Source organism: Thermodesulfovibrio hydrogeniphilus, assembly GCF_054657355.1.
Genome location: NZ_BAAHYW010000001.1, coordinates 217,478 through 243,664, shown reverse-complemented (window position 1 = coordinate 243,664; position 26,187 = coordinate 217,478). Strand labels below are relative to the sequence as shown.

Genomic DNA, 26,187 nt, shown 5'->3' with positions numbered 1-26,187 from the left:
ATCCGCTAACTTTATCTGTTTCTCATAACTGGCCTACCGCCAATTCTTCCAATTCCTTCTCCATCTTCTGTATTGTTTCCTCTGCATTTTTTATGAGCTCGTTAAAATTTTCTATTACTGTATCTACCATTATCGGTTCATATCTTAATGCTTCTCTTTGATTCTTTAAACAATTAAGATGTTTCTGAATCTTCGCAAGGCAAGTTAATAGTATCTTAATCTTCCGCTGGGGTTCATCCATTGGCTTAAATAATCTTATCTCTTCGCAAATCTCCACACTCTCAGCTATCACTGCAGAGTCTATTTTGTCTGTCTTCGCTCTATTAAACTTTGCATCCGCAAGTTTCTTTGTCTGCAGCGGATTCAAAATTGCTACCTTATACCCTTGCTCATATAAGGCATGGGCTAATTTTAAATGATAAACCCCTGTATGTTCCATAACAACCAGTATATCCTCTTTACAGCAGTCAGGTAGCTCCTTTTTCAAAGCCTTATGCAACTGCTCTGCATGATTCTTTAGATTGAAAGAAGCTCTTTTACCTTTACCTCTTTCCCAGATTGTTACTGCTATGGTATCCTTTGCCACATCTACTCCAACTATGAACTTCTCTTTTGTCATTTCTCTTCCTCCATTTGATTTTTTTGTTTTTCTTCCCTTATCCTATCATCGTGGGAACTCATTCAGGCTGTCTGAGCCTAATGTTCCGTTCAGGCTTAAGGGAAGGGAGAAGGTGGTGGACAACATTGCGAACGGTCTTTAAGACCTATGACAAATCGTCCTTGCCCACCTTCTTTCTTCCTTTTATTTTAACTTATCCCTGTTTAGTGTCCATATATTTATCATACGATGACAAGGGGGAGGGCATTGCGAGCCTGCCGACAGGCAGGCGTGGCAATCTCGTTTTTTTACTTTTCACTTTTTACGTCTTACTTCTCGCGCCTCACGCCTTACGTTTTACGAATTTTCAGAGACTGCTTCGCCACATTGAGTGGCTCGCAGTGACAGTGTGAAGCAGGGGCTCGCAGGGACACACTTCACCGTCATTGCGAGGCATCCGTAAGGATGCCGAAGCAATCTCTGAAATTGCCACGCTGTCGCTCTATGGCACTATGACGGCGAGATTGCTTCGGGTGCTGGCGCACCCTCGCAATGAAAGAAAGAGGGACCTCGCAAGAGTTGAGAAGAAAGTCCTTGTAATGACAAGAATTGGGGATGTCTCGCAAATGCCCGGAAAGGTCTACTATAAAAAATCGCTCAATTTAGATTATAATTAGTGAAACCTTTGGACAGGAGGTTATTATGCAACAGGCAGGGAATGAAAAAATTTTAGGTGGATTAGGAGCTTTATTTATAATTTTGGGGCTTATTCCATACATTGGATGGATTTTATGGATAAGTGGATTTGTACTTCTTCTTATATCTTTGAATAAATTTTCAAAAATATTTCAGAATCAGGATATTTTTAAAAAGTTTTTAACTGGAGTTTTAATCTCAATTGTAGGAGGCGTAATTGTTGTTCTTTTTGGCGCTCTTTCAATTGTTCCTATTCTTACACATCATGGAGAAATAGGAAATTTTCCAACTATAGGAATGATTGTTTTGCTATTAGCCGCATACGTCTTAACAATTGTTAGTTGCTATTACTTCAGAGAATCTTTTAAGCTTCTTTATCAATACACCAGTGTAAATCTGTTTAAACTTGCTGGTAATTTCATATTCTGGGGTTCAGTTGGATTGATTATCTTTGGTATTGGTGCTATTGCTATAATTGTGGGATGGATAATGCTTGCAGTTGCTTTCTTTACGCTTCAACCTGAATATAAATACGAGGAGTAAGTTAATCTATTTCATGAATTTCTAATATTTTTTCTACATTGAAATTTCGTTCCTCTCCACGCATCATACACATTGCTTTTAATCCCAAAAAGACTCTACTGCCATACTCCATCTCTCCAATAAAAAGAGGCTTTACTATTCTTCTTGATTTTTCATCCGTTGATTTAAGATACAAAATCTCTAATTTTTTACCATTCTCAATTGCCTTTTCTATCAAAGAAATTTTTTCCTCAAGGGATAGCTTTTTTGCTGCATTTTTATATTGAAACTGAGTAATAAATCTGACAATTCTCCTGTCAAGTAAAATGTGCTTTCTATTTACAGGTTTTTTGAGTATCAAACCTTCAAAATTACTACATCTTGAAAGAGCCACATAAAGTTGTCCATGAGAAAATGTTCCTCTGCCCAAATCAATTATCATTTTATCAAAAGTCAGTCCTTGACTTTTATGTATTGTTATAGCCCATGCAAGCTTTAAAGGATACTGGATAAACTGCCCAATTATTTCAGTTGAAATTTTCTTTTTCTCCTTATCATAGTAAAATTCAAACATCTCCCATGTGAATGGAGATACCTCAACAATATCGCCATTTGTAAGCTCAACAAAAATTATATCTGGCTCAGTTCTTTTTTGCTTAATATCTACAATCTTTCCAATATCTCCATTTACCCATCTGCCTTTGCTGTCGTTGTTAAGAAGCATTACCTGTGCATTGATTTTTAATACTAAATCTATGGAAGTTGGAAGGTCAGTTTCATTGAATTCGCCCTCAATAAAGCCATGATAGACAAATTCTTTTCCTTGTATTTTGGCAAGCTTCTCAAAATTAATTTTTTCAGCCATTTTGTTTGTTGTTGTAAGATAAACATAAAATTCTTCATCTGGTGGTGTAAAATCTGGATTTACCCTGCTGTTGAGTTTTTCTATGAGGTCATCTGTAACAGTATTATTTCTTATGCTGTTTAATATTTCAAGAAAAGCTGAATCAGACTGTCTGTAAACCTTCTCAAGCTCTACAAATTCAAACTCACATTCATTGAAAACCTGTGAGCTAAAAAAATACGGTGAACTGTAATAATCTTTGAAAATAGGCTTTTCCCTTGATGTAACAACAGGAGGAAGCTGATACAAATCTCCGATAAAAATCATCTGGACTCCACCAAAGGGCTTTCTCTTTTTAGGTCCGTGCTTTCTTAAAAAGGCATCAATACAATCAAGTAAGTCAGCTCTTACCATTGATATTTCATCAATTACAATTGTGTCAAGTTTTTTATATAACTCTGAATTTTTAGGCTTGATATCTTTTACTTTATGTATTGTTATATCAGGCTTAAAACCAAAGAATGAATGCATTGTCTGTCCTTTGACATTTAAAGCAGCAACACCTGTTGGTGCAAGCACTGCTATTTCCTTTTTTGTATTGTCTCTAAAATATTTAAGAAAAGTGGATTTTCCTGTGCCAGCTCTTCCTGTTATAAAAAGATTATTGTTAGTATTTTCTGCTATGGATAGGGCTTTTTTAAAACTGTCGTTTAATTCAATCATGGTAGAATTTCTATTGGAGTGCCTTCCGCAACCAACATCCAAATCTCATCCATCTCTTCATTAGTCACAGCAATGCAACCCTCTGTCCAGTCATCAAGAATATGATATTTCCCTAAGTATTCAACATTTTTTGAAAGTCCATGAATCATTATTCCTCCGCCAGGATTAACTCCCAAACGAATAGCCTTTTCAATATCTCTTTCGTTTGGGTAGGAAATCTTTAAGGATTTATAAAAATTACTATTTGGATTTCTCCCAACTATATAATATCTTCCCTCTGGAGTTTTTCCATCTCCCTGTGCATATTTTGCACCTACAGGATTTTTACCTAATGCAACTCTGTAAGCCTTCAGTATTTTTCCCTCTTTCATCAAAAACATAACTCTTTTTGATTTTATAACTACTATCAAATCAGCAAACTCTTGGGCATAGAGGATATTTGAAGTAAACGCTAAGAGTAATATGCTAAAAAGAAGCGTTCTTAAGAGCATCTTTACACGCGCAAGCTCTTTCTTGTGGTAAATTTTTTATTGTTTCTTTTACTATCTTTTTGATAACATCCAAAGAAGCTTTCATAGATTCCACTACTTCTTTTACAGTGAGAGGCTTCTTTGATATTCCCGCTGCGTAATTTGCCACCACAGCAACTGCGGTATAGCAAATCTCAACCTCCCTTGCCAATGAAGCTTCAGGCATAAGTGTCATTCCAACTATATCTGCTCCTATACTTTTGTAAAATTTAATCTCTGCTGCTGTCTCAAGTCTTGGACCATTTACACAGATGTAAGTGCCATTAGAAATAATTGGAATATCTAAGTTTTCAGCGGTTTTTATGAAACATTCTCTCATCTCGTGGCAAAAAGGCTCAGTAAAATCTATATGAACAACTTTTCCTTCCTCATAAAAAGTATTTTTTCTCATACCCTGAATAAAATCTATTATCTGATCAGGCAATACAATACTTCCGGGTGGGATATTTTCATTTAGTGAGCCAACAGCAAAAATTCCTATAATTCTCTCAATTCCCAACTGCTTAAAGCCGTAAATATTTGCCCTGTAATTTACTTTATGGGGAGGGATGCTGTGGTTTAATCCATGCCTTTTTAGAAATAGAGTTTTTGTAAAACCAATATCTTCTACTTCATAAGGACAGGATGGTTCTCCGTAGGGAGTTTGAATTGAAATTTTTTCATTTGATATTTCAGTATCACTAAGACCGCTACCGCCTATTATACCTATTTTCACCTTTTATTCTCTTGCGATTATTTAGAATGCGCCCAGGAGGATTTGAACCCCCGACCTACGGATTCGTAGTCCGCCGCTCTATCCTACTGAGCTATGGGCGCTAAAAATATTATACCATAGCTTTGCTTATTTATATGAAACCTCAGTTTGTCCCAAAAATGGCGATAGAAATCTAAAAATCATTACAACTTGAAAAATAAACATTTTTTACTATTATTGCGAGGATTTTTCTTTTTTCGTCATCATATTTTAGATATATGGGCTTTGCGAGAGATTTTATTTCTGAGGCTATACTTTCTTTTTACGAGATTGCGTCGCCTGCCTGTCGGCAGGCTCGCAATGACAGAAAAAATAATCATTGAGGCTCGCAATGACTGAAAATATGGAATCGGTCTGCCTTGAAAATACAAAAAAATATCGGTGAGGCTACCAACCTTTGTCTTGTCAATACCTGCTATACCGAGCCTCGCAATGCCCTCCCCCTTGTCATCGTATGATAAATATATGGACACTAAACAGGGATAAGTTAAAATAAAAGGAAGAAAGAAGGTGGGCAAGGACGATTTGTCATAGGTCTTAAAGACCGTTCGCAATGTTGTCCACCACCTTCTCCCTTCCCTTAAGCCTGAACGGAACATTAGGCTCAGACAGCCTGAATGAGTTCCCACGATGATAGGATAAGGGAAGAAAAACAAAAAAATCAAATGGAGGAAGAGAAATGACAAAAGAGAAGTTCATAGTTGGAGTAGATGTGGCAAAGGATACCATAGCAGTAACAATTAGGGAAAGAGGTAAAGGTAAAAGAGCTTCTTTCAATCTAAAGAATCATGCAGAGCAGTTGCATAAGGCTTTGAAAAAGGAGCTACCTGACTGCTGTAAAGAGGATATACTGGTTGTTATGGAACATACAGGAGTTTATCATTTAAAATTAGTCCATGCCTTATATGAGCAAGGGTATAAGGTAGCAATTTTGAATCCGCTGCAGACAAAGAAACTTGCGGATGCAAAGTTTAATAGAGCGAAGACAGACAAAATAGACTCTGCAGTGATAGCTGAGAGTGTGGAGATTTGCGAAGAGATAAGATTATTTAAGCCAATGGATGAACCCCAGCGGAAGATTAAGATACTATTAACTTGCCTTGCGAAGATTCAGAAACATCTTAATTGTTTAAAGAATCAAAGAGAAGCATTAAGATATGAACCGATAATGGTAGATACAGTAATAGAAAATTTTAACGAGCTCATAAAAAATGCAGAGGAAACAATACAGAAGATGGAGAAGGAATTGGAAGAATTGGCGGTAGCCAGTTATGAGAAACAGATAAAGTTAGCGGATAGTGTGCCTGGAGTTGGCAAGAGGACAGCATGCATAGCAGTATCAATGCTTGGATGTTTTGAAAATTTTGACAGAGTAAAGGCAGTAGGCAGTTATATAGGGATAAGCCCGAGAGTATATGAATCGGGCAAGAGTGTAAAGAAAAAGGGGAGGATACAGAAGAAGGGGAGTGCATATATAAGGAAGATATTGTATATGGCAGCGATGTTAGCGATGAGATATAATAAGGCATGCAAAGCATTGTATGAGAGGATGATACAAAGGGGCAAGAGCAAGATGCAGGCATTGATAGCAGTAGCCCATAAACTAATAAGGCAGGTATATGGAGTTTTAAAAAGTGGGATACCATACAATGAAGAAATTGCAATGAATGGAAAAAAATACTTGACAAATTAACACGGAACATTGCGAGGATTTTCCTTCTCGTCATTGCGAAGATTTCCCTTCGCCGTCATTGCGAGGAGCGATAGCGACGAAGCAATCTCGCCTTTTTCTCTTCCCAAAAAGTGATCACTTCGACTTGCTTCGCAAGCCTTGTGATGACGGAAATATAAAACAGCAGGGCTTGCGATAACGATAAAAATACTTAATTTTCACATGGTTATAGCAATTTTTAGATTTCTATCTGTTTTTTGAAATGCCTTAAATGATTCTTATGAAAGGTAAAAGATATAAACTGCGGAGAGAATTTGAATAAATTTATATAAATTTTCTGCAATTTTATCAGGCGGTGAATACAGAAAAAGTTCTTCTTCTGTAATTTCTATTCCAAGTTTTTTAGCAGTCAAAGCAACTTTCTCCCTCTGTCCCCTCTCGTGGGGTCTAAAACTTCTTAATATGATTCCATCGTCTGAGAGAAAGTATTCTCCAGTGTCCTTTTTTCTCAATATAATTTGAATCTGTTTTGATTCTTTTGAAACAATAGGTGCTTTAATTATGCATGTACCTTCATCTGTTATTGAATATTTAATTATAGAACTGAAAAATTCATTCAAACTTTCCTTGATTTTTTGAGCTTCCTCAGGTTCTATGGGTTCAGTTACTGACAATAAAGTTCCAAAAAGAAATTCTTTAATAAAATCTTCAGTTTTCTCGGCAATTGCAGCATCTCCAGGGTGCTCACTCCAAAGTATGCGACATGAACGAAATACAAGGCTGTAAATTATTTCTCCAGTAGCTGTTTTTTCATTTAACTGAACATCAAAGGGAAGTGAAAATACAGATTTATCTTTAGTTGTTCTTCGCTTGTCTCTGTAAAAAGTTATACGAGCTAAACCTACTTTTGGTAAGGAAATAGATTTTGTAATTTGATTCATGTGAAAATTATAACACGATTGAAAAAATTTTTTAAAGTTGCCAAAAATAGAGATAGAAATCCAAAAATTGGTATAACCATTTGAAAATTAAGTATTTTTTGCTGTCATTGCGAGCATCCGAAGGATGCGAAGCAATCTCTACTTTATTTTTCAATAAAGCCTTATTAGAGACTGCTTCGCCCCATCGAGGGGCTCGCAGTGACAAGTGTCTATCGCTATTTTTGGGAAGTTGGAGAAAATGTCAATTTTGGGTTATATTATAAAAGTATGAAAATTCAGCTCAGCTCTAAACTCTCGTATGTTTCAAGCTTTTTATATTTACTTGGTTTACTTTTTTCGCTGACTGAACTTATTCTTCATTTTTACAACAAAAGTTTGTGTAAAACCGAAGGATGTAGAATTGTTGAAAGCTTTGTAAGAGGTGGTGACATCGTCCTGCTTTTGATAGGAATTTTACTTTTTAGCGTTTTATTTTATCTTTCTATAAAACAAAAATTTCCTTACATTCATTCTGCTTTATTAATAATTTCTTTAGCCACCGAGGGTTATCTCTTAGGTTTTCAGAGTTTCATCATCAAAGAATTCTGTGTTTTTTGTTTGACAATCTTTACAATTTTGTTTATTTCAGCTGTACTAAGACTTATTCAAGGCAGGCGTGAGCTGGCATTTGCCTTTTTAAGTTTTGTCTCTGTATTTTTTATTACTTACTTTGTAAATCCTCAAATAAATGAAATGCCATCAGCGCAATATGTGCTTTTGTATTCCAAAGACTGTCCCCATTGTAAAGAAGTAATACAGCTCTGCACCCAGATGTCAATACCTGTTCATGCTGTAGATGTAAAGGAAGTAAGCGGAATTTTAAAATCTCTAAAAATCAATTCAGTTCCCGTGCTGTACTGCAATCAAGGAACTGAAAAGAAATTTATAGTAGGTGCTGACAGTATTAAGCAGTATCTTTTTGCAAATGCTGTAAAAATTCAGCAAGCAGAAGGAGTATGCCCTATTTTTTCTTCCTCAGAAGAATGTAAATAATTTTTCAGCTGTAAAGCATTCTTAACAGCAAAACCCATATAGTCATTGTCAAAATAAACAAATGTAGGCATATTCCAATTTTTTATTTTTTCAGCCCATTCAATCAATTCCTCTTTTGTGTACTCAGATGCATAAAGTTTTTTAGAGCCATGTAGTCTTATGTAAACAAAATCAGAAGTTATTGCTTCATAATAAGGATATCTACCTGCTGAATCCGCAATACAGAAAGCAACTTTTTCGCTTTTCAAAATATCAAAAAATTTATCATCAATAAAAGTTTTATTCCTCACTTCAATTGCATATTTGTAATTTTTATCAAGCATTGAAATAAAATCGTTTAATAACATTTCATCAAATTTCAGGGAAGGAGGAAGCTGGATAAGAATTACGCCAAGTTTATCTTTCAGTATGGAAACGTTTTCAATAAAGCTGTCAATAGTATTTTGTTCTACTTTGAGCTTTTTGAAGTGAGTTATTTGTCTTGACATCTTGACAGAGAAAAGAAAATGCTCAGGAACTTCACTATACCATTTCTGAAATGTTGAAGGTTTTACATTTCTATAAAAAGTAACATTAACTTCTAATGTTGAGAAATGTTTACTGTAAAACGAAAGCCATTCTGAATATTTTAAATTTTCAGGATAAAAAATATTTTTCCAATGACCATACTGCCAACCCGAAGTTCCAACATAGACATTTAATGTTCTTTGTAAAGCTTGCTCCATAAATCTTCATAATAGAATAGCTTTTTAAACAACCACGTCCTATTATTCAAATTCCATTCAACTGTGGATTTTAGTCCTGATTCAAATTTAGTTGTAGGTGACCAGCCTAACTTATTTTTTATTTTTTCGCTACATATTGCGAATCTTTTTTCATGTCCCGGTCTATCAGGAACAAATTTGATTAAGGACTCAGGTTTATCAAGTAGTTTCAGTATCTGTTTTACAATGTCAATTATTTGAAATCTCTCACCGCTTCCGACATTAAAAACTTCGCCAGGCTTTCCCTTTTCTAAGACTGCAAAAATAGCTCTTATGCAATCGCAAAGATATAGCCATTCACGAATAATGTCTCCTGTACCATAAATTGGAATTGGCTCATTTCTTAAAGCTTTTAAAACCGTCATTGGAATAAGTCTCTCAGGATTTTGCCATGGCCCGTAAATGCTGCAAAGTCTGAGAGTTATCACAGGAAGTTGTAAGGCTCTCCAATAGACTTGTCCTAACATATCCGCGGAAGTTTTACTTACAGCATATGGGGAACGAGGATGAAGAGGACAATCTTCATCCCTTTCTCCTTCCTTTATTTCTCCATATTCCTCGTATGAGGCTATATTAATAAACTTTTTTATCTCAAACTCCATTGAAAGTTCAAGTAAATAAATAGTGCCTATTATGTTGGTTTCCATAAATACACTCGGCTCTATTACAGACCTGTCTATGTTTGTTTCTGAGGCAAAATGTAAAACAGCTTCGGGTCTCTTTTTTGCAAAAATTTTTCTCATTTCTTCTTTGTCAAGTATGTCAACATTGTAAAAATCTAATCTGTCATAAATAGGTTTAAGTCTATCAAGGTCTCCTGCGTAGGTGAGTTTATCAACAACAGTGACTTTCCAGCCTTTTCTTGCTGCTAATCTTACAAAATCACTTCCTATAAAGCCAGCGCCACCTGTTACAAGAACATTCATAATAAAGACCTCCTTGGGACTTTATGAATTATTATACCAAAAATAAAAAAGGATGTTTTAAAATATTTTTATAAAATATTTCAGCAGGAGGTGGTTGCGATGCCGATTTATGAGTATGAGTGCATGAATTGCCACAAGATTCATGAGGTTATGCAGAAATTCAGTGATGAGCCATTAAAAAAGTGTGCAATATGTGGAGGTGAGTTGAAGAAACTCATTTCTCAATCATCTTTTATCCTTAAAGGTAGCGGTTGGTATGTCACTGATTATGCCCGTAAAAATCATTCAAATAATGGAAGTAATGGGAAAAAGTCCAATGAAAACTCAAAAGCTCAACAAAAGGTAAATTCTTAAATGCTTAAACCCCATATTCATGTTCCATATAACAAGTTTTACGAATATGCTGAAATAATCCAGCGGGAAAAATTAAATCTTGAAATTTATTTTGACGCCAAAAGCCTTGATGAAATTAATGAGAATGATATTCTAAGGCTTAGGAAGGCTCTAAATTATGAGCCTTCCTTGTCTTTTCATGGACCTTTTATGGATTTATCACCCGGTACTGTTGACTCAAAAATAAGAGAAGTTACCATTGAAAGATATAATCAAGTGCTTGATATTGCAGAGAATTTTAATCTTAAAACCATAGTATTTCATTCAGGCTACAACAAATGGAATTATGCTTTCAAAGTAAACATTTGGCTTGAAAATAGTTTAATTACATGGGAAAAAATTCTTCCAAGAGCTGAAAAATTAAAAATTAAGATTGCCATTGAGAATATTTTTGAAGAAGACCCAGAAAATCTAAAACTTCTCATGGAAAAAGTATCCTCTCCATATTTTGGAATTTGCTTTGACACTGGGCATTTTAATTTATTCTCAAAGAGCGGACTTAAATTCTGGATAGAGGAGCTTAAAAAATTTATAATTGAGTTCCATCTTCATGACAACAATGGCAGTGCTGATGAACATCTTTCAATAGGAAGCGGTAGCTTTGACTTTAAAACATTGTTTAATCTAATAAGCAATGAAAATTATGTTTATACAATAGAAGCACACAGCGCTGTTGAAGTTTTTAGGAGTATAGAAAAGCTAAATGAATATTTCAAAAAGTAGTCATATACTCATAAATAGAGATAGACATGCGTCACTGCGAGCCCCCCTTTTGCGGGCGATAGCTTTGCAATTAGGGGCGAAGCAATCCATAATATGGCTTTATGAGAAAATGAAGATGAGATTGCTTCTCAGCACTCAGAGTGCTCGCAATGACAGTAAAAAATGTTTATTTTTCAAAAGTTTTAGTAATTTTTAGTTTTTTATAGCCATTTTTAGGATATAAATCTGGTTGAAAAGGAGAGCATGATGGAAAGGATAATAAATAGGGCAAAATGTTTAAAAGGAGAAATAACGCCTCCGCCAGATAAATCCATATCGCACAGGGCTGTTATGTTTGCCTCAATTGCAAAGGGAAGTTCAAAGATAAAAAATTTTCTATGGGCAAAGGATCCAATAAGCACGCTTAATTCAATGCAGTCGTTAGGAGTTGAGATCGAAATAAATTCCTCAAAGGAGATTATTGTAAATGGCAAAGGTTTAAAGTCTTTAAAAGAACCAGAGAATGTTATAGACTGTGGAAATTCTGGCACAACAATCAGACTTTTAAGTGGTATTCTATCAGGGCAGCCATTTTTAAGCATTCTCACAGGCGATGAATCTCTAAGGCAAAGACCTATGAAGCGAATTATAAAGCCCCTTTCCATAATGGGAGCCAATATCTTGGGCAGAGCAGATAACAGTCTTCCACCTATTGTTATAAAAGGCGGTTCATTAAAGAGAATAGAATACGAAATGCCTATTGCAAGTGCTCAGGTAAAAAGCTGTATTTTGCTGGCAGGTCTCTATGCAGAGGGCGAGACAGTAGTTATCGAGCCTCACAAAAGCAGAGACCACTCAGAAAGAATGCTCAAAAGCATGGGCGTTTCTTTGGATAGTGGATGGAGTATGAGGGATGGGTTTAAAAGACCTTTAGTGAAAATACTACCTCCGCAAAATGAACTTCAGCCCTTTGATCTAACTGTTCCCGGAGATTTTTCATCTGCGGCATTTTTCATTGCAGGAGCAGTTATTTTAGATAACTCTGAGGTTCTTATAAAAAACATTTGCCTAAATGAAACAAGAACAGGTTTTATGGATGTCTTGCTCCAGATGGGAGCGAGTATAGAGATATTAAATCAAAGACAGCAGGCTGGAGAGCCAGTTGGAGATATTTTTATAAAGAGCTCAAAAGGGCTAAAAGGCACTGTTGTTGAGGGAGATTTAATTCCAAGACTAATAGATGAGTTTCCTGTTTTATGCGTTGTTGCATCGCAGGCACATGGCACAACAATTATAAGAGATGCAAAAGAACTTAGGGCAAAGGAATCTGATAGAATAAAGGCAATGGTAACTGAGCTAAGCAAAATGGGAGTGGATATAAAAGAGTTTGAAGACGGAGTTGAGATAAATGGACCGTGCAAACTCAAGGGTGCTGAGGTCTATTCTTACAAGGACCACAGGATTGCAATGGCATTGAGCATGGCAGGGCTTTTTGCAGAAGGAACAACCATTATAAAAGATACTGACTGCGTTGACATATCTTTCCCTGAATTTTATGAATTGCTTGAGAGGCTTCAAAGATGAAAAGAGTCATTGCAATTGACGGACCTTCAGGTGCTGGAAAGAGCACTATTTCAAGAGAAGTTGCAAAGATTTTGGGATTTTACTATCTTGATACAGGAGCTTTGTATCGGACAGTTGCTCTCCATTTTTTCAAAAAATTTCCTAATATTAAAGATTTTTCTAATATGAAGGATGAAAAATTAGAAAGAGAGCTTAATAGCATCGCAATTTACTATGAAAATGGAAAAATTTTCCTCTGTGGTGAAGATGTCTCAGATTTAATAAGATCGCCAGATATAGGTGCTGTTACATCCCAGTTGTCTGCAAAACCCGTAATAAGAAAATTTTTGCTTCCAATACAGAGAAGCTTTGCTATGAAATATGACACAGTTGCGGAAGGAAGAGACATGACAACAGTTGTATTCCCTGATGCTTGGAAGAAGTTTTATCTGGATGCTTCTCCAGAGGTAAGGGCAAAAAGAAGATATGAGCAACTGATTCAACTTTCCAAGCCGATAACCTTTGAGCAGGCTCTTGAAGATGTCATTGAAAGGGATAGAAGAGATTCAACCCGAGACATAGCTCCATTGATGAGAGCCAAAGATGCAATTTATATTGATACATCAAAGCTTTCAATTCAGGAAGTTATTTCGCTGATTCTCAAAAAAGTTGCAGAATCTGCTTAATATCTTGTATTATCAAAAACATATGCATGAAATTATCCTCGTAGAAGGTGCTGGTTTTTGCTTTGGAGTAAAAAGGGCAATTGATATCGCCTTTGACATTGCAAAGAAACATAAGAATGGCGTTTTTACTTTAGGTCCTATCATTCATAATCCACAGGTCATTGAAAGACTAAAAGAAATGGGAATTAACCCTATTGAGGATGTGTCAGCTCAAGAAAACATTAATACGCTTATTATTAGGGCACACGGCATACCAAAGGATAAACTTAAAGAATTAAAAAGCAAAAACTATGAAATTATTGATGCCACTTGTCCTTTTGTAAAAAGAGCGCAAAATATCGCAGAAAAGCTTTCGCAAGAGGGGTATCAGGTTTTAATAATAGGAGACAGCGAACATCCTGAAGTAAAGGGAATTGTCAGCTACGCAGGAGAAAAGGCTGTTGTTGTAAGTTCTGATGAAATTCCCAATTTAAATAAAAAAATTGGCATAATTCAGCAGACAACCCAACCTTTATCAAAGGTAAAGGAAATTCTCAATAAAATAATTAACTCCCTTGATGAGTTTGAAGAGATAAGAATATTCAATACTCTTTGCAACTTTACCTCAAAAAGACTTGAATCCACAGAAAAGGTGGCAAATCAGGTTGATGTAATGATTGTGATAGGTGGCAGAAACAGTGCAAATACAACTCAGCTTGCAAATCTTTGTAAAAAGATAGGGGTTAAAACTTATCATATTGAAGAAGCAAAAGAAATAGACAAAAATTGGTTAAAAGATGTAAAAAAAATAGGAGTAACTGCAGGTGCATCAACACCACAATGGATAATTGACGAAGTAATTGATAAAATTAAAATGCTTATAAATTAAGGAGGACGAGTGCCATGCAGAATCAGTTGAGCGAACAACAAGAAATGGAAAGCCTATATGAGAGTTCTATTCCTCATGTAGAAAGGGGCGAGATAGTAAAGGGAAAAGTTATTAGTGTAAGGGATGATGGAATTATTGTGGATGTGGGTTATAAATTTGAAGGCATTATTCCTTTGAGCGATTTTTCAAAAACTGAGCTTGAAACTCTAAAGGAAGGCGATGAGATTGATGTTTACATTGAAAAAATAGATGATGCTCAAGGAGCTATATTTCTCTCCCGTGACAGAGCACTGAAGATTAGAGCTTGGGAAACGCTTATGGAGAGCTATGAAAAGGGACTGCCTGTAGAAGTTACTGTTACTTCTAAAACAAAGGGCGGTTTGTTGGCATCTTTTTATGGAATAAAGGGGTTTATCCCTGCTTCATTACTTGAGCTTTCAAAACCTAAAAATCTTGATGGATATGTTGGTAAAACATTTAAGGTCAAAATAGAAAAGATTGAGCCTCCAAGAAATCTTTACGGACCTTGGAAGAATTTAAAAACGACTCTTGTTCTTTCCAGAAAAGCTATTCTTACAGAAGAAAAGGAAAGGATAAAGAAAGAGCTTGCTGAGAAAGTTAAAGAAGGGGAAAAGATAAGAGGTAAGGTTAAAAATATTACAGATTTCGGTGTTTTTGTTGACATCGGAGGCGTGGACGGATTCCTTCATATTTCAGACATCTCTTGGGGAAAGGTAAAGCATCCTTCAAAGTTTTTTGAAGTTGGAAAGGAATATGAATTTGTCGTGTTGAAGGCGGATTTGGAAAATGAAAAGATAACACTTGGATACAAGCAAAGAAAACCTGACCCTTGGGAGAACATTGACCAAAAATATAAACCTGGAATGAAAGTAAGGGCTAAGGTAACAAGAATTGAGGATTATGGAATATTTGTTGAACTTGAGGAAGGGGTTGAAGGACTTGTTCATTTAAGCGAGCTTGACTGGACAGAGCCCAAACATCCCACTCACTACACTGAGGTTGACGAATGGATAAATGTTAAAATCCTTGATATTGACAAGGAAAACAAAAAAATAGCATTGAGCCTCAAACAGCTAAAGCCAAGACCATGGGAAATAGTAGGCAAAAAATACAAAGTAGGGGACAGGATCATAGGAAAAGTAAAAACAATTACAGACTTTGGCGTCTTTATAAGACTTCCTGAGGGAGTAGATGGACTTGTGCACATATCTGACATTTCTTGGGCAAAACATGTGGACCATCCATCACAGTTTTTCAAAAAAGGACAGAAGGTTGAGACAGTAATTTTAAATTTGGACCCAGATAAAGAAAAACTCTCTTTAGGCATCAAGCAACTGACAGAAGACCCATGGATAAGAGAAATTCCTGAGAGATTTAAAGTTGGTGAGATTTATACTGGTAAAGTAATTAAAAGGACAGAACACGGAATCTTTGTTGATTTAGAAGGAATTGTTGAAGGACTTGTTTATAAATCTGAGATAGATAAAGACAAAACAGTAAATGAAGGCGATGAAATAAAGGTTTTAGTTGTTAAAGTTGATCCTGAAAAAAGAAAAATAGGACTTAGCATGAAAAAGGCTGAGGGAGAATGAGAAGCAAAAAATTAAAAATTTTTCTGATAATATTAGGCTCTTTCCTGTTTATTAGTTTCCTTGCTGCTATTATGGAAACCAGTCTTTCTTCAGGAAAAATAGCTCTTGTTAATGTCAAGGGCGTTATTGTTGATTCAAGGAACATTGTTGAAGAATTAAAGGATTACAGAAAAAATCCATCAATCAGAGCAATAATCCTGAGAGTGGAAAGTCCCGGGGGTGCGGTTGTTCCATCTCAGGAGATTTATGAAGAGATAAAACGGACAGTTAAAGTAAAACCGGTGGTTGTCTCAATGGGTTCTGTTGCTGCTTCTGGAGGTTATTATATTTCTTGCCCTGCAACAAAGATTATTGCAAATCCGGGCACATTGACAGGCTCTATCGGTGTTTTGATTGAATTACCGAATGTAAAGGGATTGCTTGATAAATTAGGAATACAGGCAGAAATTATAAAAAGCGGAAAATACAAAGATATAACATCTCCATTTAAACAACTTCAGAAGGATGAAAGGGAAGTACTTCAGAAACTCATTGACGATGTACACAGCCAGTTTATCAATGCTGTTTCAGAGGGAAGAAAAATGCCAATTGAAAAAGTTAGGGCAATAGCGGATGGTAGGGTTTTTACAGGCATTAAAGCTAAAGAAATAGGACTTGTGGATGAAATTGGAGACCTTGATTACGCGGTTAAAGTTGCTGCTCAGCTTGCAAAAATAAAAGGAGAGCCGGAGGTGGTAACAAAAAAGACGACAATTATCAAGGAATTTTTAAAGGGAGATACCGAATCCCTGATTAGAAGGATTTTGCCCAGTGTGAATTTATACTTCCTTTATAAACCACAAATTGAAAATTAACGGAGGTAACCATGAAAAAATCAGAACTTGTAGAAACTGTTTCTCAAAAGGTTGATATTCTAACAAAAAAACAGGTTGCATTAATAATAGACATGATATTTGATGGAATGAAAGAAGCCCTTTCAAGGGGAGAAAAGATAGAATTAAGAGGATTTGGCAACTTTAAAGTGAAAGAAAGGGACGCAAGGATTGCAAGAAATCCAAAAACAGGCGAAAAGATTGAAGTGCCTCCTCAAAGGGCAATCCATTTCAAAATGAGCAAAGAACTAAAAGAAGCATTAAATAAGTAAAGTGACCTTATCGGTTAAAAAACTTTGCATTTTTTTTAAAGATTTACTTTTTATTGAAGATATAAATTTTCAAGTTGACAAGGGTGAAATATTTTCAATTGTTGGCGAAAGTGGAAGCGGTAAAAGTTTAACTGCCTTGTCTATAATCAATCTTTTGCCAGATTTTTTTACAGCCAAAGGAGAGGTGTTTTTTCAAGATAAAAATTTGTTTAATCTCAATTCTGAAGAATTGAGAAAAATAAGGGGAAGGCATATTTCACTGATTTTTCAGGATCCGATGGTTTCCCTAAATCCTGTTTTAAAGGCTGGATTTCAAGTTGCAGAGCTTCTTATACATCATTTCCATATGCCCAAAAAAAAGGCATTGGAAATTGCGAGGGAACTTTTTGAAAAGTTTAAGATATCCCATGTTTTTGAAAGCTATCCCCATCAGCTTTCTGGAGGAATGAGGCAGAGAGTAATGATTGCAATGGCAGTTGCCTGTGGACCTGACCTTATATTAGCAGATGAACCTTCAACTGCTTTGGATGTTACAGTTCAGGAAGAGATATTGGATTTGTTGCATTATCTTGTGAAAACAGAGAGAAAATCACTTATCCTAATAACCCACGATATAAATATACTTGGTGAATACGCAGATTCAGTAATGGTAATGTACGCAGGAAGAATTATGGAAAAGGGCTGGGTAGAGGAAATTTACAAAAACCCCCTTCATCCTTATACGAAAGCTTTGTTGGAATGTATTCCATCTGAAGGTAAAAAATTCTCAGGCATTCCCGGAAATGTTCCAAGTTTAAAAACTTTACCATCGGGATGTGTTTTTCATCCAAGATGTAGCATGAAAAAAGACCATTGTTTGACAAATGTCCCAGCCCTTATTGAAAAACAGCCCGGACACTGGGTGAGATGTTTTAATTAGCATTAAAGAGGAGGAGAAAATGAAAACAAAGAAGTCAAAGAAACTTTACAGCAAGGCTATAAAATTAATGCCCGGTGGAGTAAACAGTCCTGTGAGGGCATTCAAAGCAGTTGGTGGAAATCCTCTTTTCATATCAAAAGCTAAGGGTTCTAAAATTTACGATGTGGATGGAAATGAATACATAGATTATGTTCTCTCATGGGGTCCGCTAATTCTTGGACATTCCTATCCCTCAGTTGTCAAAGCTTTGAAAAAAGCTGTTGAAAAAGGAACAAGCTATGGAGCTCCAACTGAGCTTGAAATCAAACTTGCGGAATTAGTGATGAAAGCTTTTCCCTCAATTGAAAAAATCCGAATGGTAAACTCAGGCACAGAGGCGACCATGTCTGCTATAAGGGTTGCAAGGGGATTTATAAAACGCTCAAAGGTTATAAAGTTTGAAGGATGTTATCACGGACATGTGGATGGACTTCTTGTTGCTGCTGGCTCAGGTGGTGCAACATTTGGAATTCCCGACAGTTTAGGTGTTCCATCTTCCTATGCCTCTGAGACCATAGTGCTTCCCTTTAATGATACCGAAGCATTCAAAAACACTATCAAAGAACATTGGCAGGATATTGCATGCGTAATATTAGAACCTATTGTGGGAAACATGGGATGCATTCTTCCAAAGGAAGAATTTTTAAAAACCCTGAGACAGGAGACAGAAAAGCACGGGATTGTTCTAATCTTTGATGAAGTGATGACAGGATTTAGGGTTTCCTTTGGTGGAGCTCAACAGTATTATGGAATAAAACCAGACCTTACCTGTCTTGGAAAAGTGATTGGAGGAGGGCTTCCTGTTGGAGCATACGGTGGAAAGAGAGAAATTATGCAGATGGTTGCACCTGATGGAGGAGTTTATCAGGCAGGCACTCTTTCAGGAAATCCATTGGCAATGACCGCAGGAATAGAGACTTTGAAAATATTATCTAAGCCCTCCACTTACAAAAAGCTTGAAGAGAAGATGACCGCCCTTGAAGAAGGGCTTAAGGATGCAGCAAAAAGGGCAGGAGCAAAAGTTAAATTCTATAGGGCAGGAACCATGTTCTGCACATATTTTACAGATGTTGAAGTTGTTGATGCCCGCACAGCAAAGACTTCTGACATTGAAAAGTTCAAAAAATTCTTCTGGGGAATGCTAAACAGAGGAGTTTACTTAGCTCCATCACAGTTTGAAGCAGGCTTTATATCTCTTAGCCATACAAAAAGGGATATAGAAAAAACTATAGATGCAGCATATAACACACTTAAAGAGCTATGAATTTTTTAGATCCCTTAGAGCAAGAAGAACGGGCTGAAATATATAGATTTTTTGGATACCTTTTTATGGATGTTCCTGATATTGAAATGATAGAGGATTTTCAGACCCTAACAGGCATTACTATAAATGATACTTACGAAGAGATATGCGATGACTATGTTAATCTTTTTACCGAGGGGCAGGTGCCAAACTATGAGGAATTTTACAGAAGTCAGAAATATGCAGACATACCTATTGATTTAAGCCTTAATGATGTTCAGCATTTTTACTGGACAGCAGGAGTAGCAATTGATGAGGAGTTTGACTTAGCTCCAGACCATGTTTCTATGGAGCTTATTTTTATGAGTTATCTGATTGAGCAAAATCTTCAAGACTTGCAGATAGAGTTTTTAAAAAGGCTTTGTGACTGGATTCCTATGTTTTGTGAGACCCTTTATGAAAAAGCCCAGACAGATTTTTACAAAGAAGTTGCATCTTTTCTTAAAGAGTTTGTATTATCAGAGTGTGGAGTAGAAGGGTGAGCGAGGATAAAACAAAAAAATCCATATTTAAAATAATGCTTGAGGCATCAGCCTTAGGTATTAATTTTGTTCTTTGTGTTGTCGTAGGTGTTATACTTGGATATTTTCTTGATAAACTAATCAATACTTTTCCAATTTTTTCAATAATTTTTCTGATGGCAGGCTTTGCCGCTGGAATAAAGGAAATTTTTAGATTTATAAGGAAGGTGAACAGGGAAGATGGACAAGGAAGTAATCAAGAGAATCAATAGGCAAACACTTATTTTAGTGCCATTATTGGCTATTGGTAGCTACTTTATATGGCAAAAAGAAATCGTGGCTTTTAATGTAGTTTTAGGTGGATTTATAAGCTGGCTGAGTGTAAGGGAACTTGCATGGGCTGTTAAAAAATTTTTTGGGAAACCCTTTTTCCAGTTAAAGGTTATTGGACTGAGTTACATAAAGTTAGGATTTATTTTTATTTTCCTGTGGATTATGGCAATAAAGGGATGGTTTGACATCAAAGGGCTACTTATAGGATTTATCGCTATTCTGATTCTCTCCACAAAAGAGGCTTATCTTTATGTTAAAAGGCAAAAGATAGAAGAGTCTTAATATGGGTTGGCAGCTTTATCTTCTCTTAGCCCTTGCCCTTCTTATTATTATGGCATTCAAGCTCACTAAGGTTCTTGCTATGATTGTAATCCTATCAGTGTTTATCATTTTTTTAGTTGCCTATTTTTCTAAAAAAAGGAGGCAAAGGTGGTAAAACTTGACTTTTCAAATGTTTTAGTGGAGGGAATAGGAAATAGCGGAATTTTCATTGAGCAGCTTGAATCCCATGCAAAAAAAGCAGTCTCTCTCATTTCATCAAGCAATTACAAGGAACTTGAATTTCTCAAATTACCTGAACAGGACTTAACAGAGCTTAAGGAGATTGGGAAAAGGGCAAGGGATTATGAGTATTTTGTTCTTCTTGGAATAGGCGGAAGTGCATTGGGTCCGAGAGTTATCCTTGAATCCCTTAGTCCCATGCATAATCTGAAAAAGTCACCAAAGATTTTTATATATGACAATGTTGACCCTGCAACTTTTCGTAATATCCTTGAAACCATAGATTTAAAAAGAACTCTTATCAATGTGATTTCCAAATCAGGAAGCACATCTGAGACCCTTGCATCGTTTTTAATCTTCTGGAGAATGATAAGGGACAAAAAGCTTGATGTAAGTAAACATTTCGTTTTTACCACTGATCCTGAAAAGGGAAATCTTCGCAGGCTTGCTGAAGAGTATGAAATTCCAGCATTAACCATTCCGAAAAATGTTGTCGGAAGATACTCTGTGCTTTCTCCTGTGGGTCTCCTTCTTGCTGAGGCAATAGGTATAAAAAGTGAAGCATTACTTGAGGGAGCAAGGGATGTATCAAGTAATGCTTTTAATGAAAACTTAAATCAAAATCCAATGGCTTGCATGGCATCTGCTCTTTATTTGATGGATACATTAAAAGGAAAAAAGATAATCGTATTTATGCCTTACTCAGACAGGCTAAAAACTCTTTCTGAATGGTTCTGTCAGCTTTGGGCTGAAAGTTTAGGCAAAGAAGGCAAGGGAACAACTCCTTATCCGTCTTTGGGAACTACAGACCAGCACTCACAGCTTCAGCTTTGGATGGAAGGTCCTGAGGATAAAGTTATTTTATTCTTATCAGTTGAAAGGCATGGTTATCAAGAGGAGATTCCAGAGGAGTTTCACGATATTGAGGGATTGAGATTTTTAGGTGGACACACCCTTGAGGAGCTTATAAACACTGAACAGATTGCAACTGAGATGGCTTTATGGATGAACAGAAAGCCTAACATGAAAATCATGCTGTCTAAAATTGAGCCATACATCATAGGACAGCTCTTTCAGTTTCTTCAGGTAACAACTGCAATGGCTGGCATGCTTTATGGCATAAATCCGTTTAACCAGCCCGGAGTAGAGCTTGGAAAAAGGCTTACCTACGGAGCTATGGGCAAGAGAGGATTTGAAACAGAAGGAGAACAGGTTAAACAATATCTTAAACAAGAAAAGATAACCAGTTCACTGAAAATGGAGGGATAAAATGAAGGCTTTATTCAAGGCATTCAGAGAGCCTGAAATTTTAGACAAGGAAACACATGCGGATATTAAAATAAAAAAGCCTGAGAATTACGCATTTATGGAAGATGTAGAGATTGTTCCTGTTGTATACAGTGAACTTATGATTGCATCAATGTATTGCCCTGTGTTCTTTGGTATTTCAGAAAACACTGTATTTCCCTTTGCAGTATTGGGAGCAGGTGGTAGAAATGTATTTGTAAGAGACGATGGCTCATGGAAGATAGATTTCATTCCCAAACTTGTTGAGCTTTATCCGTTTGGTCTTATTAAAGAAGGAGATGATTATGTCGTGATAATAGATAAATCTTGCCACGATGAAAATGGCGAAAGGCTTTTTAATGATGGCGAGGATACAGAGTTTTTTATTTCTCAGAGAAATAAAATAACGGAGCTGGCAAGGGATTTAAATGACGCAATTGGATTTTGCAATGAATTAGTGGCTGAAAATTTGCTAAAACCAATGAACTTGTCAATTGACCTTAAATGCGGAAAGGCATCCATAAAGAACATGCTTGTTCTTGATATTGAAAGATTCAACAGAATATCTCCAGAAAAACTATGGAGTATAAACAATAAGGGTTATTTGCTAGTTCTTCTCTCGCATTATCTAAGCCTACGAAACTTTCAGCTTTTTGATTTTTATGCAATAGGATAGTTTTATCTTACATCACCTCTACTCCATATTATCTCAACAGCTGACATTCTAATTGCTCTTTTTATCATACTTTCAATATCGACTCCCAAACTTCCCTTCACAGCTAATGCATACTGAAAGTTACCGAGATATGGAGAGTTAAGATAAAGGGGCTTCAGCGTTTCAAGAACTATTGCTCTGCTTGCATTTGCATCAATCGTAAACACTTTACCATCAGGCATTTTAAGGTCAACTGCTGGAGGATTAACCCCCTCAAGAACTGTTCCGGGAATAAGAGGCTCTGTAAAAAGATGAATTTCAGAGAATCCTACTTTTTTTAAAGCATAGTATAGAGTCCACAGCTTCCATCGGGTTACATGATGGGGTGGATAGTCATTAAACCACCATTTAAACTTTCTGTATCCATGAGAAATGTTTTCAAATTTATAAAAAGGTGGACAACTTAAAAGAAGGATTCCACCTTCTTCAAGAAGATTAAATATTTCCTGAAGAAAATTAAGTGGTTCATGAACATGTTCTAGCACTTCAAAAGCAGTGATAATATTATAAGGTTTTTTCATGTAATCGGGTAGTTCCTGGAATGTGACAGCATGAGCAATATTTAAGTTAAATTTCTCCTGTCCGATTTTCACAGCACTTTCTGATGCTTCCATTCCATAGGTCTCGTATCCTAAATTTCTCATAATCAACATGAAAAAACCAGTGGCAGCTCCAACATCGAGATGCCTACCTCTTGGAAGAAGTTTAAGAATTGGTATGAGTACAGTGAATCTTGGAACTCTTTTCCATTTTTCAATTTCCTCTTTTTCTCCTTTTACATCTTGAAATGATTTGTAAGCTAAATCAGTAATGCTAAGCAAGTCTTCAAAATCTCCCTTGTAAATTTTCTCATAATCTGCAACTTTCATTGGATATGTAAACTGAAGTCCGCAGGAGGAACATTCAAAAATTCTAAATCCGTTTATAACTTCAAAAAGTGGAATATGACCAGAAAATTCACATAGTATGCATTTTTCAGGCTTTGGATAATCGCTCTCCAAAAGTCTTTCAGCATCAATCAAGGCATGATAAATAACCTCAGCAGGAATGCTTTCAATGCAAGGGCTGTAAAACTGTGCTTTAAGCTGAGCTTCAATGCATGGACTGTCGGTAAAATGCCTTTTACATGGGCTTACACATGTCTGTCCCCTGTAATTTGGTGCAACTCCTATTACAGTTTGATATGTTGAGCATCTGAGTGCTGCATCAATAGGACCAAATACAGCAACAGTAGGCTTTCCAAGTCCAGCTGAAATGTGCAGTGTTGCGGTGTCAGCAGTTATTACTGCATCTGAAAGTGCAACTGATGCAATTAAATATCTCAAATCTTTCATAAAAACCGAAAAATTTGCTGCCTTTATTCCGTAAACATCAAGGGCTGTCTCAACTGTAATATCCTCGTCAGGCAAAGAGCATATTATAGGAACATATTTATCCCATATTAAATCTTCAATTTTCTTTAGCAACTTAGGTGGCAGGGTTCTGTGGATGGATGATGCAAGATAATGAAAAAGCAGAACTTTTTTACCACCAGATGCCTCTCTGATTTTGTCAAATTTCTCCTTCATCTCTTTTAATACATCCTCATCAACAACAATATCCGGTGTTTCTTTTTCTGCATTGTAAAGATGGAACTTCCAGAGAAAATATTCAACCATGTTTAAATTGTCAAACTGGGGAGTATTAACCATTTCAACAACTTTTACAATGTAGTCAGCCTTTGACACTTCCTTGAATTCTACAGGTATGGGAAGAAGTTTATCAATATAGGGAAGCTTTTCAAGGACTTTACGGGCTCTACCTGATATGGTCACATGAAGGCTCATATCAGGATATCTTCTTTTAATCTCCCTCAATGCAGGAGTCATGCAAAGGGCATCACCGATTGCTGCCTGAGCTATGATAAGAAGTGTTTTACCATTTAAATCTTCTCCGTTGTAAAAAGGCGGCAGAACACTCATTGCTTGTTCAAACTGAGCTTTTATTTTTTCAGGTAAAAGTCCGAAAACATCATTTGCAAAGAGAAGTTTATCCCCGGGTTTAAGCTTAAAATGGTAGCCATTGAAATCAAAATTCAAATTACTCTTTGCCTTTGCAACAATCATTTTTGCCTCCGATGGATTAACTAAATTTTATGACTATTTTAACACAACTTTAATGGTATTTCAGCAAAAAATCACTGTGGGCTGAAGGTAAAGCTAAATGTCTATGACTTTTTCAGGGGTGTCAATGGGTATTGACAATTATGTTTAAAAAATTCTATTTTAACTGCAATGGGATTTTTAAGGTCATTCAGTGTTTTAGTTATCTCTAATGAGGCAAAAAAGATTTACGAAATTTTCAACTCTATAGGGATTACTCTTAAAAAGTCCTCTCATACAAAGTCCTCCCTTTCCTCTAATTTATCTGGTTATGATATAGCTTTTCTTGATATTGACTCAGATGGTTGGGAAAAAAGACTTTTTGAGTTAAAACAGTACATGCCAATCATCACTTTTGGTAGCCATGATATAACTAAAGCAGTTAAATCAATGAAGCTTGGTGCAACAGACTTTCTTCAAAAACCTCTTAAAGAGGAAGCTGTAAGAGAGATATTTGAAAATTTCAAAGATAAACCAAAGGTTGAAATACCGGGTTTAATTGGAATAAGCAGAATAATGGAAGATGTTTACTGCGGTATCAGAAAGGCAGCATTGACTGACAGCAATGTTTTAATTACAGGGGAGTCAGGCACTGGTAAGGAACTTGTTGCGAGAGCAATTCATAATTTAAGTGAAAGAAAGGATAATTCCTTTATTGTTATAAACTGCTCAGCTATTCCAGATACATTGCTTGAATCAGAGCTTTTCGGATTTGAAAAGGGTGCTTTCACAGGTGCAAATTATACAAAAAAAGGGCTTATTGAATGGGCAGACAATGGCACATTATTCTTTGATGAAATAGGCGATGTTTCAGCTCTTTTTCAGACAAAGATTCTCAGGGTCATACAGGAGGGAGAGTTTATAAGAATAGGCGGAAATCAACCAATAAAGGTTGATGTAAGATTTATTGCAGCAACAAATAAAGACCTTCCAAAGGCATGCAAAGAGGGAACTTTCAGAGAAGACCTATTCTACAGACTTAATGTAATTAACATTGAATTACCACCACTTAGAAGCAGAAAGGAAGATATTCCGTCTCTTGTTGATTTCTTTATTAAAAAACACTCAATTAAAAGAAAAGACATAACAGTTCGGGGCATCACAGATGAAGCTCTTGATGTTTTGATGAATTATTCTTTTCCCGGTAATGTCCGTGAACTTGAAAACATAATAGAGAGAGCTATTGCTTTTACCAATTCTGCAGAAATAACAGTGAAAGATTTACCAGCCTATTTGCTAAAAACTCAACATACAAGAAGAGTACCGCAGGGAAGCTTGAGGGAGGTTGTAGATAATTTTGAAAAGGAGCTTATCTGGTCAGCACTGCAAAAAAGCAGAGGTAATATTTCAAAGGCTGCAGAGCTTTTAGGTATTCACAGGCAACAACTTCAGCGTAAACTGAAACAATTCAAGATTGCCACATAATTTTAAGGTGAAACATTTTGTTGCATTCACTTTGCCATTTTTTCAGAAAAATTTTTCAAAAATAGAATAAAATGCAATAATTTGTTGCATCT

General features: G+C 36.1%; 29 protein-coding genes and 1 tRNA gene. 20 read left to right on the top strand and 10 right to left on the bottom strand.

The genetic code is table 11. From position 1 onward, the window contains the following. Positions 1 to 22: 22 nt before the first annotated feature. A complete protein-coding gene (locus ACYQ3P_RS01310) occupies positions 23 to 619 on the bottom strand; it encodes an IS110 family transposase (RefSeq protein WP_460176153.1) in 597 nt (198 codons plus the stop codon). Positions 620 to 1,300: 681 nt separating this feature from the next. On the opposite strand from ACYQ3P_RS01310, the gene ACYQ3P_RS01305 reads away from it, so the two are divergent. Further along, positions 1,301 to 1,837 carry a DUF996 domain-containing protein gene (locus ACYQ3P_RS01305; protein ID WP_460176152.1) on the top strand — a complete coding sequence of 179 codons (537 nt, stop codon included), beginning with the start codon at positions 1,301 to 1,303 and terminating at the stop codon, positions 1,835 to 1,837. Position 1,838: 1 nt separating this feature from the next. Here the strand turns inward: ACYQ3P_RS01305 and ACYQ3P_RS01300 are convergent, their stop codons facing one another. The 4 genes from ACYQ3P_RS01300 to ACYQ3P_RS01285 all read right to left on the bottom strand — a co-directional run bounded on the left by ACYQ3P_RS01300 (position 1,839) and on the right by ACYQ3P_RS01285 (position 4,729). Next, entirely contained in the window at positions 1,839 to 3,383 is a 1,545-nt protein-coding gene (locus tag ACYQ3P_RS01300; RefSeq protein WP_460176151.1) for an ATP-dependent DNA helicase, read from the bottom strand. Next, on the bottom strand, positions 3,380 to 3,793 hold the full coding sequence (locus ACYQ3P_RS01295; RefSeq protein WP_460176150.1) for a L,D-transpeptidase family protein: 414 nt from the start codon (positions 3,791 to 3,793) through the stop codon (positions 3,380 to 3,382). The genes ACYQ3P_RS01300 and ACYQ3P_RS01295 overlap by 4 nt, the downstream gene beginning before the upstream one ends. 55 nt (positions 3,794 to 3,848) lie before the next feature. Further along, the gene (gene mtnP, locus ACYQ3P_RS01290) at positions 3,849 to 4,628 is read right to left on the bottom strand and encodes an S-methyl-5'-thioadenosine phosphorylase (RefSeq protein ID WP_460176149.1); all 780 of its coding nucleotides are present in this window, start codon (positions 4,626 to 4,628) and stop codon (positions 3,849 to 3,851) included. Positions 4,629 to 4,655: 27 nt separating this feature from the next. Then, positions 4,656 to 4,729: transfer RNA gene (locus ACYQ3P_RS01285), tRNA-Arg, on the bottom strand. A gap of 617 nt (positions 4,730 to 5,346) precedes the next feature. Between ACYQ3P_RS01285 and ACYQ3P_RS01280 the strand changes: the two genes are divergently transcribed. Then, positions 5,347 to 6,360, top strand: coding sequence for an IS110 family RNA-guided transposase (locus ACYQ3P_RS01280; protein WP_460176148.1), 1,014 nt, complete (start codon positions 5,347 to 5,349; stop codon positions 6,358 to 6,360). Between the two features lie 257 nt (positions 6,361 to 6,617). Here ACYQ3P_RS01280 and ACYQ3P_RS01275 read toward each other — a convergent pair whose 3' ends face one another. Both ACYQ3P_RS01275 and ACYQ3P_RS01270 read right to left on the bottom strand, forming a co-directional pair. Beyond that, positions 6,618 to 7,280, bottom strand: coding sequence for a DUF1828 domain-containing protein (locus ACYQ3P_RS01275; RefSeq protein ID WP_460176147.1), 663 nt, complete (start codon positions 7,278 to 7,280; stop codon positions 6,618 to 6,620). 31 nt (positions 7,281 to 7,311) lie between these two features. Then, positions 7,312 to 7,434, bottom strand: a complete 123-nt coding sequence (locus tag ACYQ3P_RS01270; protein WP_460176146.1) for a hypothetical protein — start codon at positions 7,432 to 7,434, stop codon at positions 7,312 to 7,314. A 113-nt stretch (positions 7,435 to 7,547) separates the two neighbouring features. Between ACYQ3P_RS01270 and ACYQ3P_RS01265 the strand changes: the two genes are divergently transcribed. Then, positions 7,548 to 8,312: a vitamin K epoxide reductase family protein gene (locus tag ACYQ3P_RS01265; protein ID WP_460176145.1), complete on the top strand. Its 765-nt coding sequence runs from the start codon at positions 7,548 to 7,550 to the stop codon at positions 8,310 to 8,312. Here the strand turns inward: ACYQ3P_RS01265 and ACYQ3P_RS01260 are convergent. Both ACYQ3P_RS01260 and ACYQ3P_RS01255 read right to left on the bottom strand, forming a co-directional pair. Further along, positions 8,258 to 9,037 (bottom strand): DUF72 domain-containing protein, encoded by a 780-nt coding sequence (locus tag ACYQ3P_RS01260; protein ID WP_460176144.1) that lies wholly within the window; start codon positions 9,035 to 9,037, stop codon positions 8,258 to 8,260. The two genes, ACYQ3P_RS01265 and ACYQ3P_RS01260, sit on opposite strands and share 55 nt — an antisense overlap. Next, entirely contained in the window at positions 9,010 to 10,002 is a 993-nt protein-coding gene (locus ACYQ3P_RS01255; RefSeq protein WP_460176143.1) for a dTDP-glucose 4,6-dehydratase, read from the bottom strand. Before ACYQ3P_RS01255 ends, ACYQ3P_RS01260 begins: the two co-directional genes overlap by 28 nt. A 99-nt stretch (positions 10,003 to 10,101) precedes the next feature. Here ACYQ3P_RS01255 and ACYQ3P_RS01250 point away from each other — a divergent pair, with 99 nt between their 5' ends. The 16 genes from ACYQ3P_RS01250 (at position 10,102) to ACYQ3P_RS01175 (ending at position 22,490) form a co-directional block, all read left to right on the top strand. Further along, complete coding sequence (locus tag ACYQ3P_RS01250) at positions 10,102 to 10,356, top strand: FmdB family zinc ribbon protein (protein ID WP_460176142.1); 255 nt, start codon at positions 10,102 to 10,104, stop codon at positions 10,354 to 10,356. Further along, positions 10,357 to 11,118, top strand: coding sequence for a sugar phosphate isomerase/epimerase family protein (locus tag ACYQ3P_RS01245; RefSeq protein WP_460176141.1), 762 nt, complete (start codon positions 10,357 to 10,359; stop codon positions 11,116 to 11,118). Positions 11,119 to 11,364: 246 nt separating this feature from the next. Continuing rightward, the gene (gene aroA, locus ACYQ3P_RS01240; RefSeq protein ID WP_460178028.1) at positions 11,365 to 12,681 is read left to right on the top strand and encodes a 3-phosphoshikimate 1-carboxyvinyltransferase; all 1,317 of its coding nucleotides are present in this window, start codon (positions 11,365 to 11,367) and stop codon (positions 12,679 to 12,681) included. Beyond that, entirely contained in the window at positions 12,678 to 13,346 is a 669-nt protein-coding gene (gene cmk, locus ACYQ3P_RS01235) for a (d)CMP kinase (protein WP_460176140.1), read from the top strand. The genes aroA and cmk overlap by 4 nt, the downstream gene beginning before the upstream one ends. Positions 13,347 to 13,368: 22 nt before the next feature. Then, the gene (gene ispH / locus ACYQ3P_RS01230) at positions 13,369 to 14,214 is read left to right on the top strand and encodes a 4-hydroxy-3-methylbut-2-enyl diphosphate reductase (RefSeq protein ID WP_460176139.1); all 846 of its coding nucleotides are present in this window, start codon (positions 13,369 to 13,371) and stop codon (positions 14,212 to 14,214) included. A 14-nt stretch (positions 14,215 to 14,228) separates the two neighbouring features. Continuing rightward, positions 14,229 to 15,827: a 30S ribosomal protein S1 gene (locus ACYQ3P_RS01225; protein WP_460176138.1), complete on the top strand. Its 1,599-nt coding sequence runs from the start codon at positions 14,229 to 14,231 to the stop codon at positions 15,825 to 15,827. Then, positions 15,824 to 16,681 (top strand): signal peptide peptidase SppA, encoded by an 858-nt coding sequence (sppA, locus tag ACYQ3P_RS01220; RefSeq protein ID WP_460176137.1) that lies wholly within the window; start codon positions 15,824 to 15,826, stop codon positions 16,679 to 16,681. The genes ACYQ3P_RS01225 and sppA overlap by 4 nt, the downstream gene beginning before the upstream one ends. Positions 16,682 to 16,692: 11 nt before the next feature. Continuing rightward, positions 16,693 to 16,971, top strand: a complete 279-nt coding sequence (locus ACYQ3P_RS01215) for an HU family DNA-binding protein (protein ID WP_460176136.1) — start codon at positions 16,693 to 16,695, stop codon at positions 16,969 to 16,971. Between the two features lies 1 nt (position 16,972). Further along, positions 16,973 to 17,890 carry an ABC transporter ATP-binding protein gene (locus ACYQ3P_RS01210; RefSeq protein ID WP_460176135.1) on the top strand — a complete coding sequence of 306 codons (918 nt, stop codon included), beginning with the start codon at positions 16,973 to 16,975 and terminating at the stop codon, positions 17,888 to 17,890. A gap of 19 nt (positions 17,891 to 17,909) precedes the next feature. Then, positions 17,910 to 19,193: a glutamate-1-semialdehyde 2,1-aminomutase gene (hemL, locus tag ACYQ3P_RS01205; protein WP_460176134.1), complete on the top strand. Its 1,284-nt coding sequence runs from the start codon at positions 17,910 to 17,912 to the stop codon at positions 19,191 to 19,193. Further along, positions 19,190 to 19,714: a TorD/DmsD family molecular chaperone gene (locus ACYQ3P_RS01200; RefSeq protein ID WP_460176133.1), complete on the top strand. Its 525-nt coding sequence runs from the start codon at positions 19,190 to 19,192 to the stop codon at positions 19,712 to 19,714. The genes hemL and ACYQ3P_RS01200 overlap by 4 nt, the downstream gene beginning before the upstream one ends. Next, positions 19,711 to 19,965 (top strand): AtpZ/AtpI family protein, encoded by a 255-nt coding sequence (locus ACYQ3P_RS01195; protein ID WP_460176132.1) that lies wholly within the window; start codon positions 19,711 to 19,713, stop codon positions 19,963 to 19,965. Before ACYQ3P_RS01200 ends, ACYQ3P_RS01195 begins: the two co-directional genes overlap by 4 nt. Continuing rightward, positions 19,934 to 20,308, top strand: a complete 375-nt coding sequence (locus tag ACYQ3P_RS01190) for an ATP synthase subunit I (protein ID WP_460176131.1) — start codon at positions 19,934 to 19,936, stop codon at positions 20,306 to 20,308. Before ACYQ3P_RS01195 ends, ACYQ3P_RS01190 begins: the two co-directional genes overlap by 32 nt. Before the next feature lies 1 nt (position 20,309). Then, positions 20,310 to 20,462, top strand: a complete 153-nt coding sequence (locus ACYQ3P_RS01185) for a hypothetical protein (RefSeq protein ID WP_460176130.1) — start codon at positions 20,310 to 20,312, stop codon at positions 20,460 to 20,462. Next, positions 20,456 to 21,796 carry a glucose-6-phosphate isomerase gene (locus ACYQ3P_RS01180; RefSeq protein WP_460176129.1) on the top strand — a complete coding sequence of 447 codons (1,341 nt, stop codon included), beginning with the start codon at positions 20,456 to 20,458 and terminating at the stop codon, positions 21,794 to 21,796. Before ACYQ3P_RS01185 ends, ACYQ3P_RS01180 begins: the two co-directional genes overlap by 7 nt. Position 21,797: 1 nt before the next feature. Beyond that, positions 21,798 to 22,490 (top strand): SapC family protein, encoded by a 693-nt coding sequence (locus ACYQ3P_RS01175; RefSeq protein ID WP_460176128.1) that lies wholly within the window; start codon positions 21,798 to 21,800, stop codon positions 22,488 to 22,490. A gap of 2 nt (positions 22,491 to 22,492) precedes the next feature. On the opposite strand, the gene ACYQ3P_RS01170 is transcribed toward ACYQ3P_RS01175, so the two are convergent. Further along, positions 22,493 to 24,634 (bottom strand): methyltransferase domain-containing protein, encoded by a 2,142-nt coding sequence (locus tag ACYQ3P_RS01170; RefSeq protein WP_460176127.1) that lies wholly within the window; start codon positions 24,632 to 24,634, stop codon positions 22,493 to 22,495. Between the two features lie 168 nt (positions 24,635 to 24,802). On the opposite strand from ACYQ3P_RS01170, the gene ACYQ3P_RS01165 reads away from it, so the two are divergent. Beyond that, positions 24,803 to 26,095, top strand: a complete 1,293-nt coding sequence (locus ACYQ3P_RS01165) for a sigma-54 interaction domain-containing protein (protein WP_460176126.1) — start codon at positions 24,803 to 24,805, stop codon at positions 26,093 to 26,095. Positions 26,096 to 26,187: the final 92 nt, after the last annotated feature.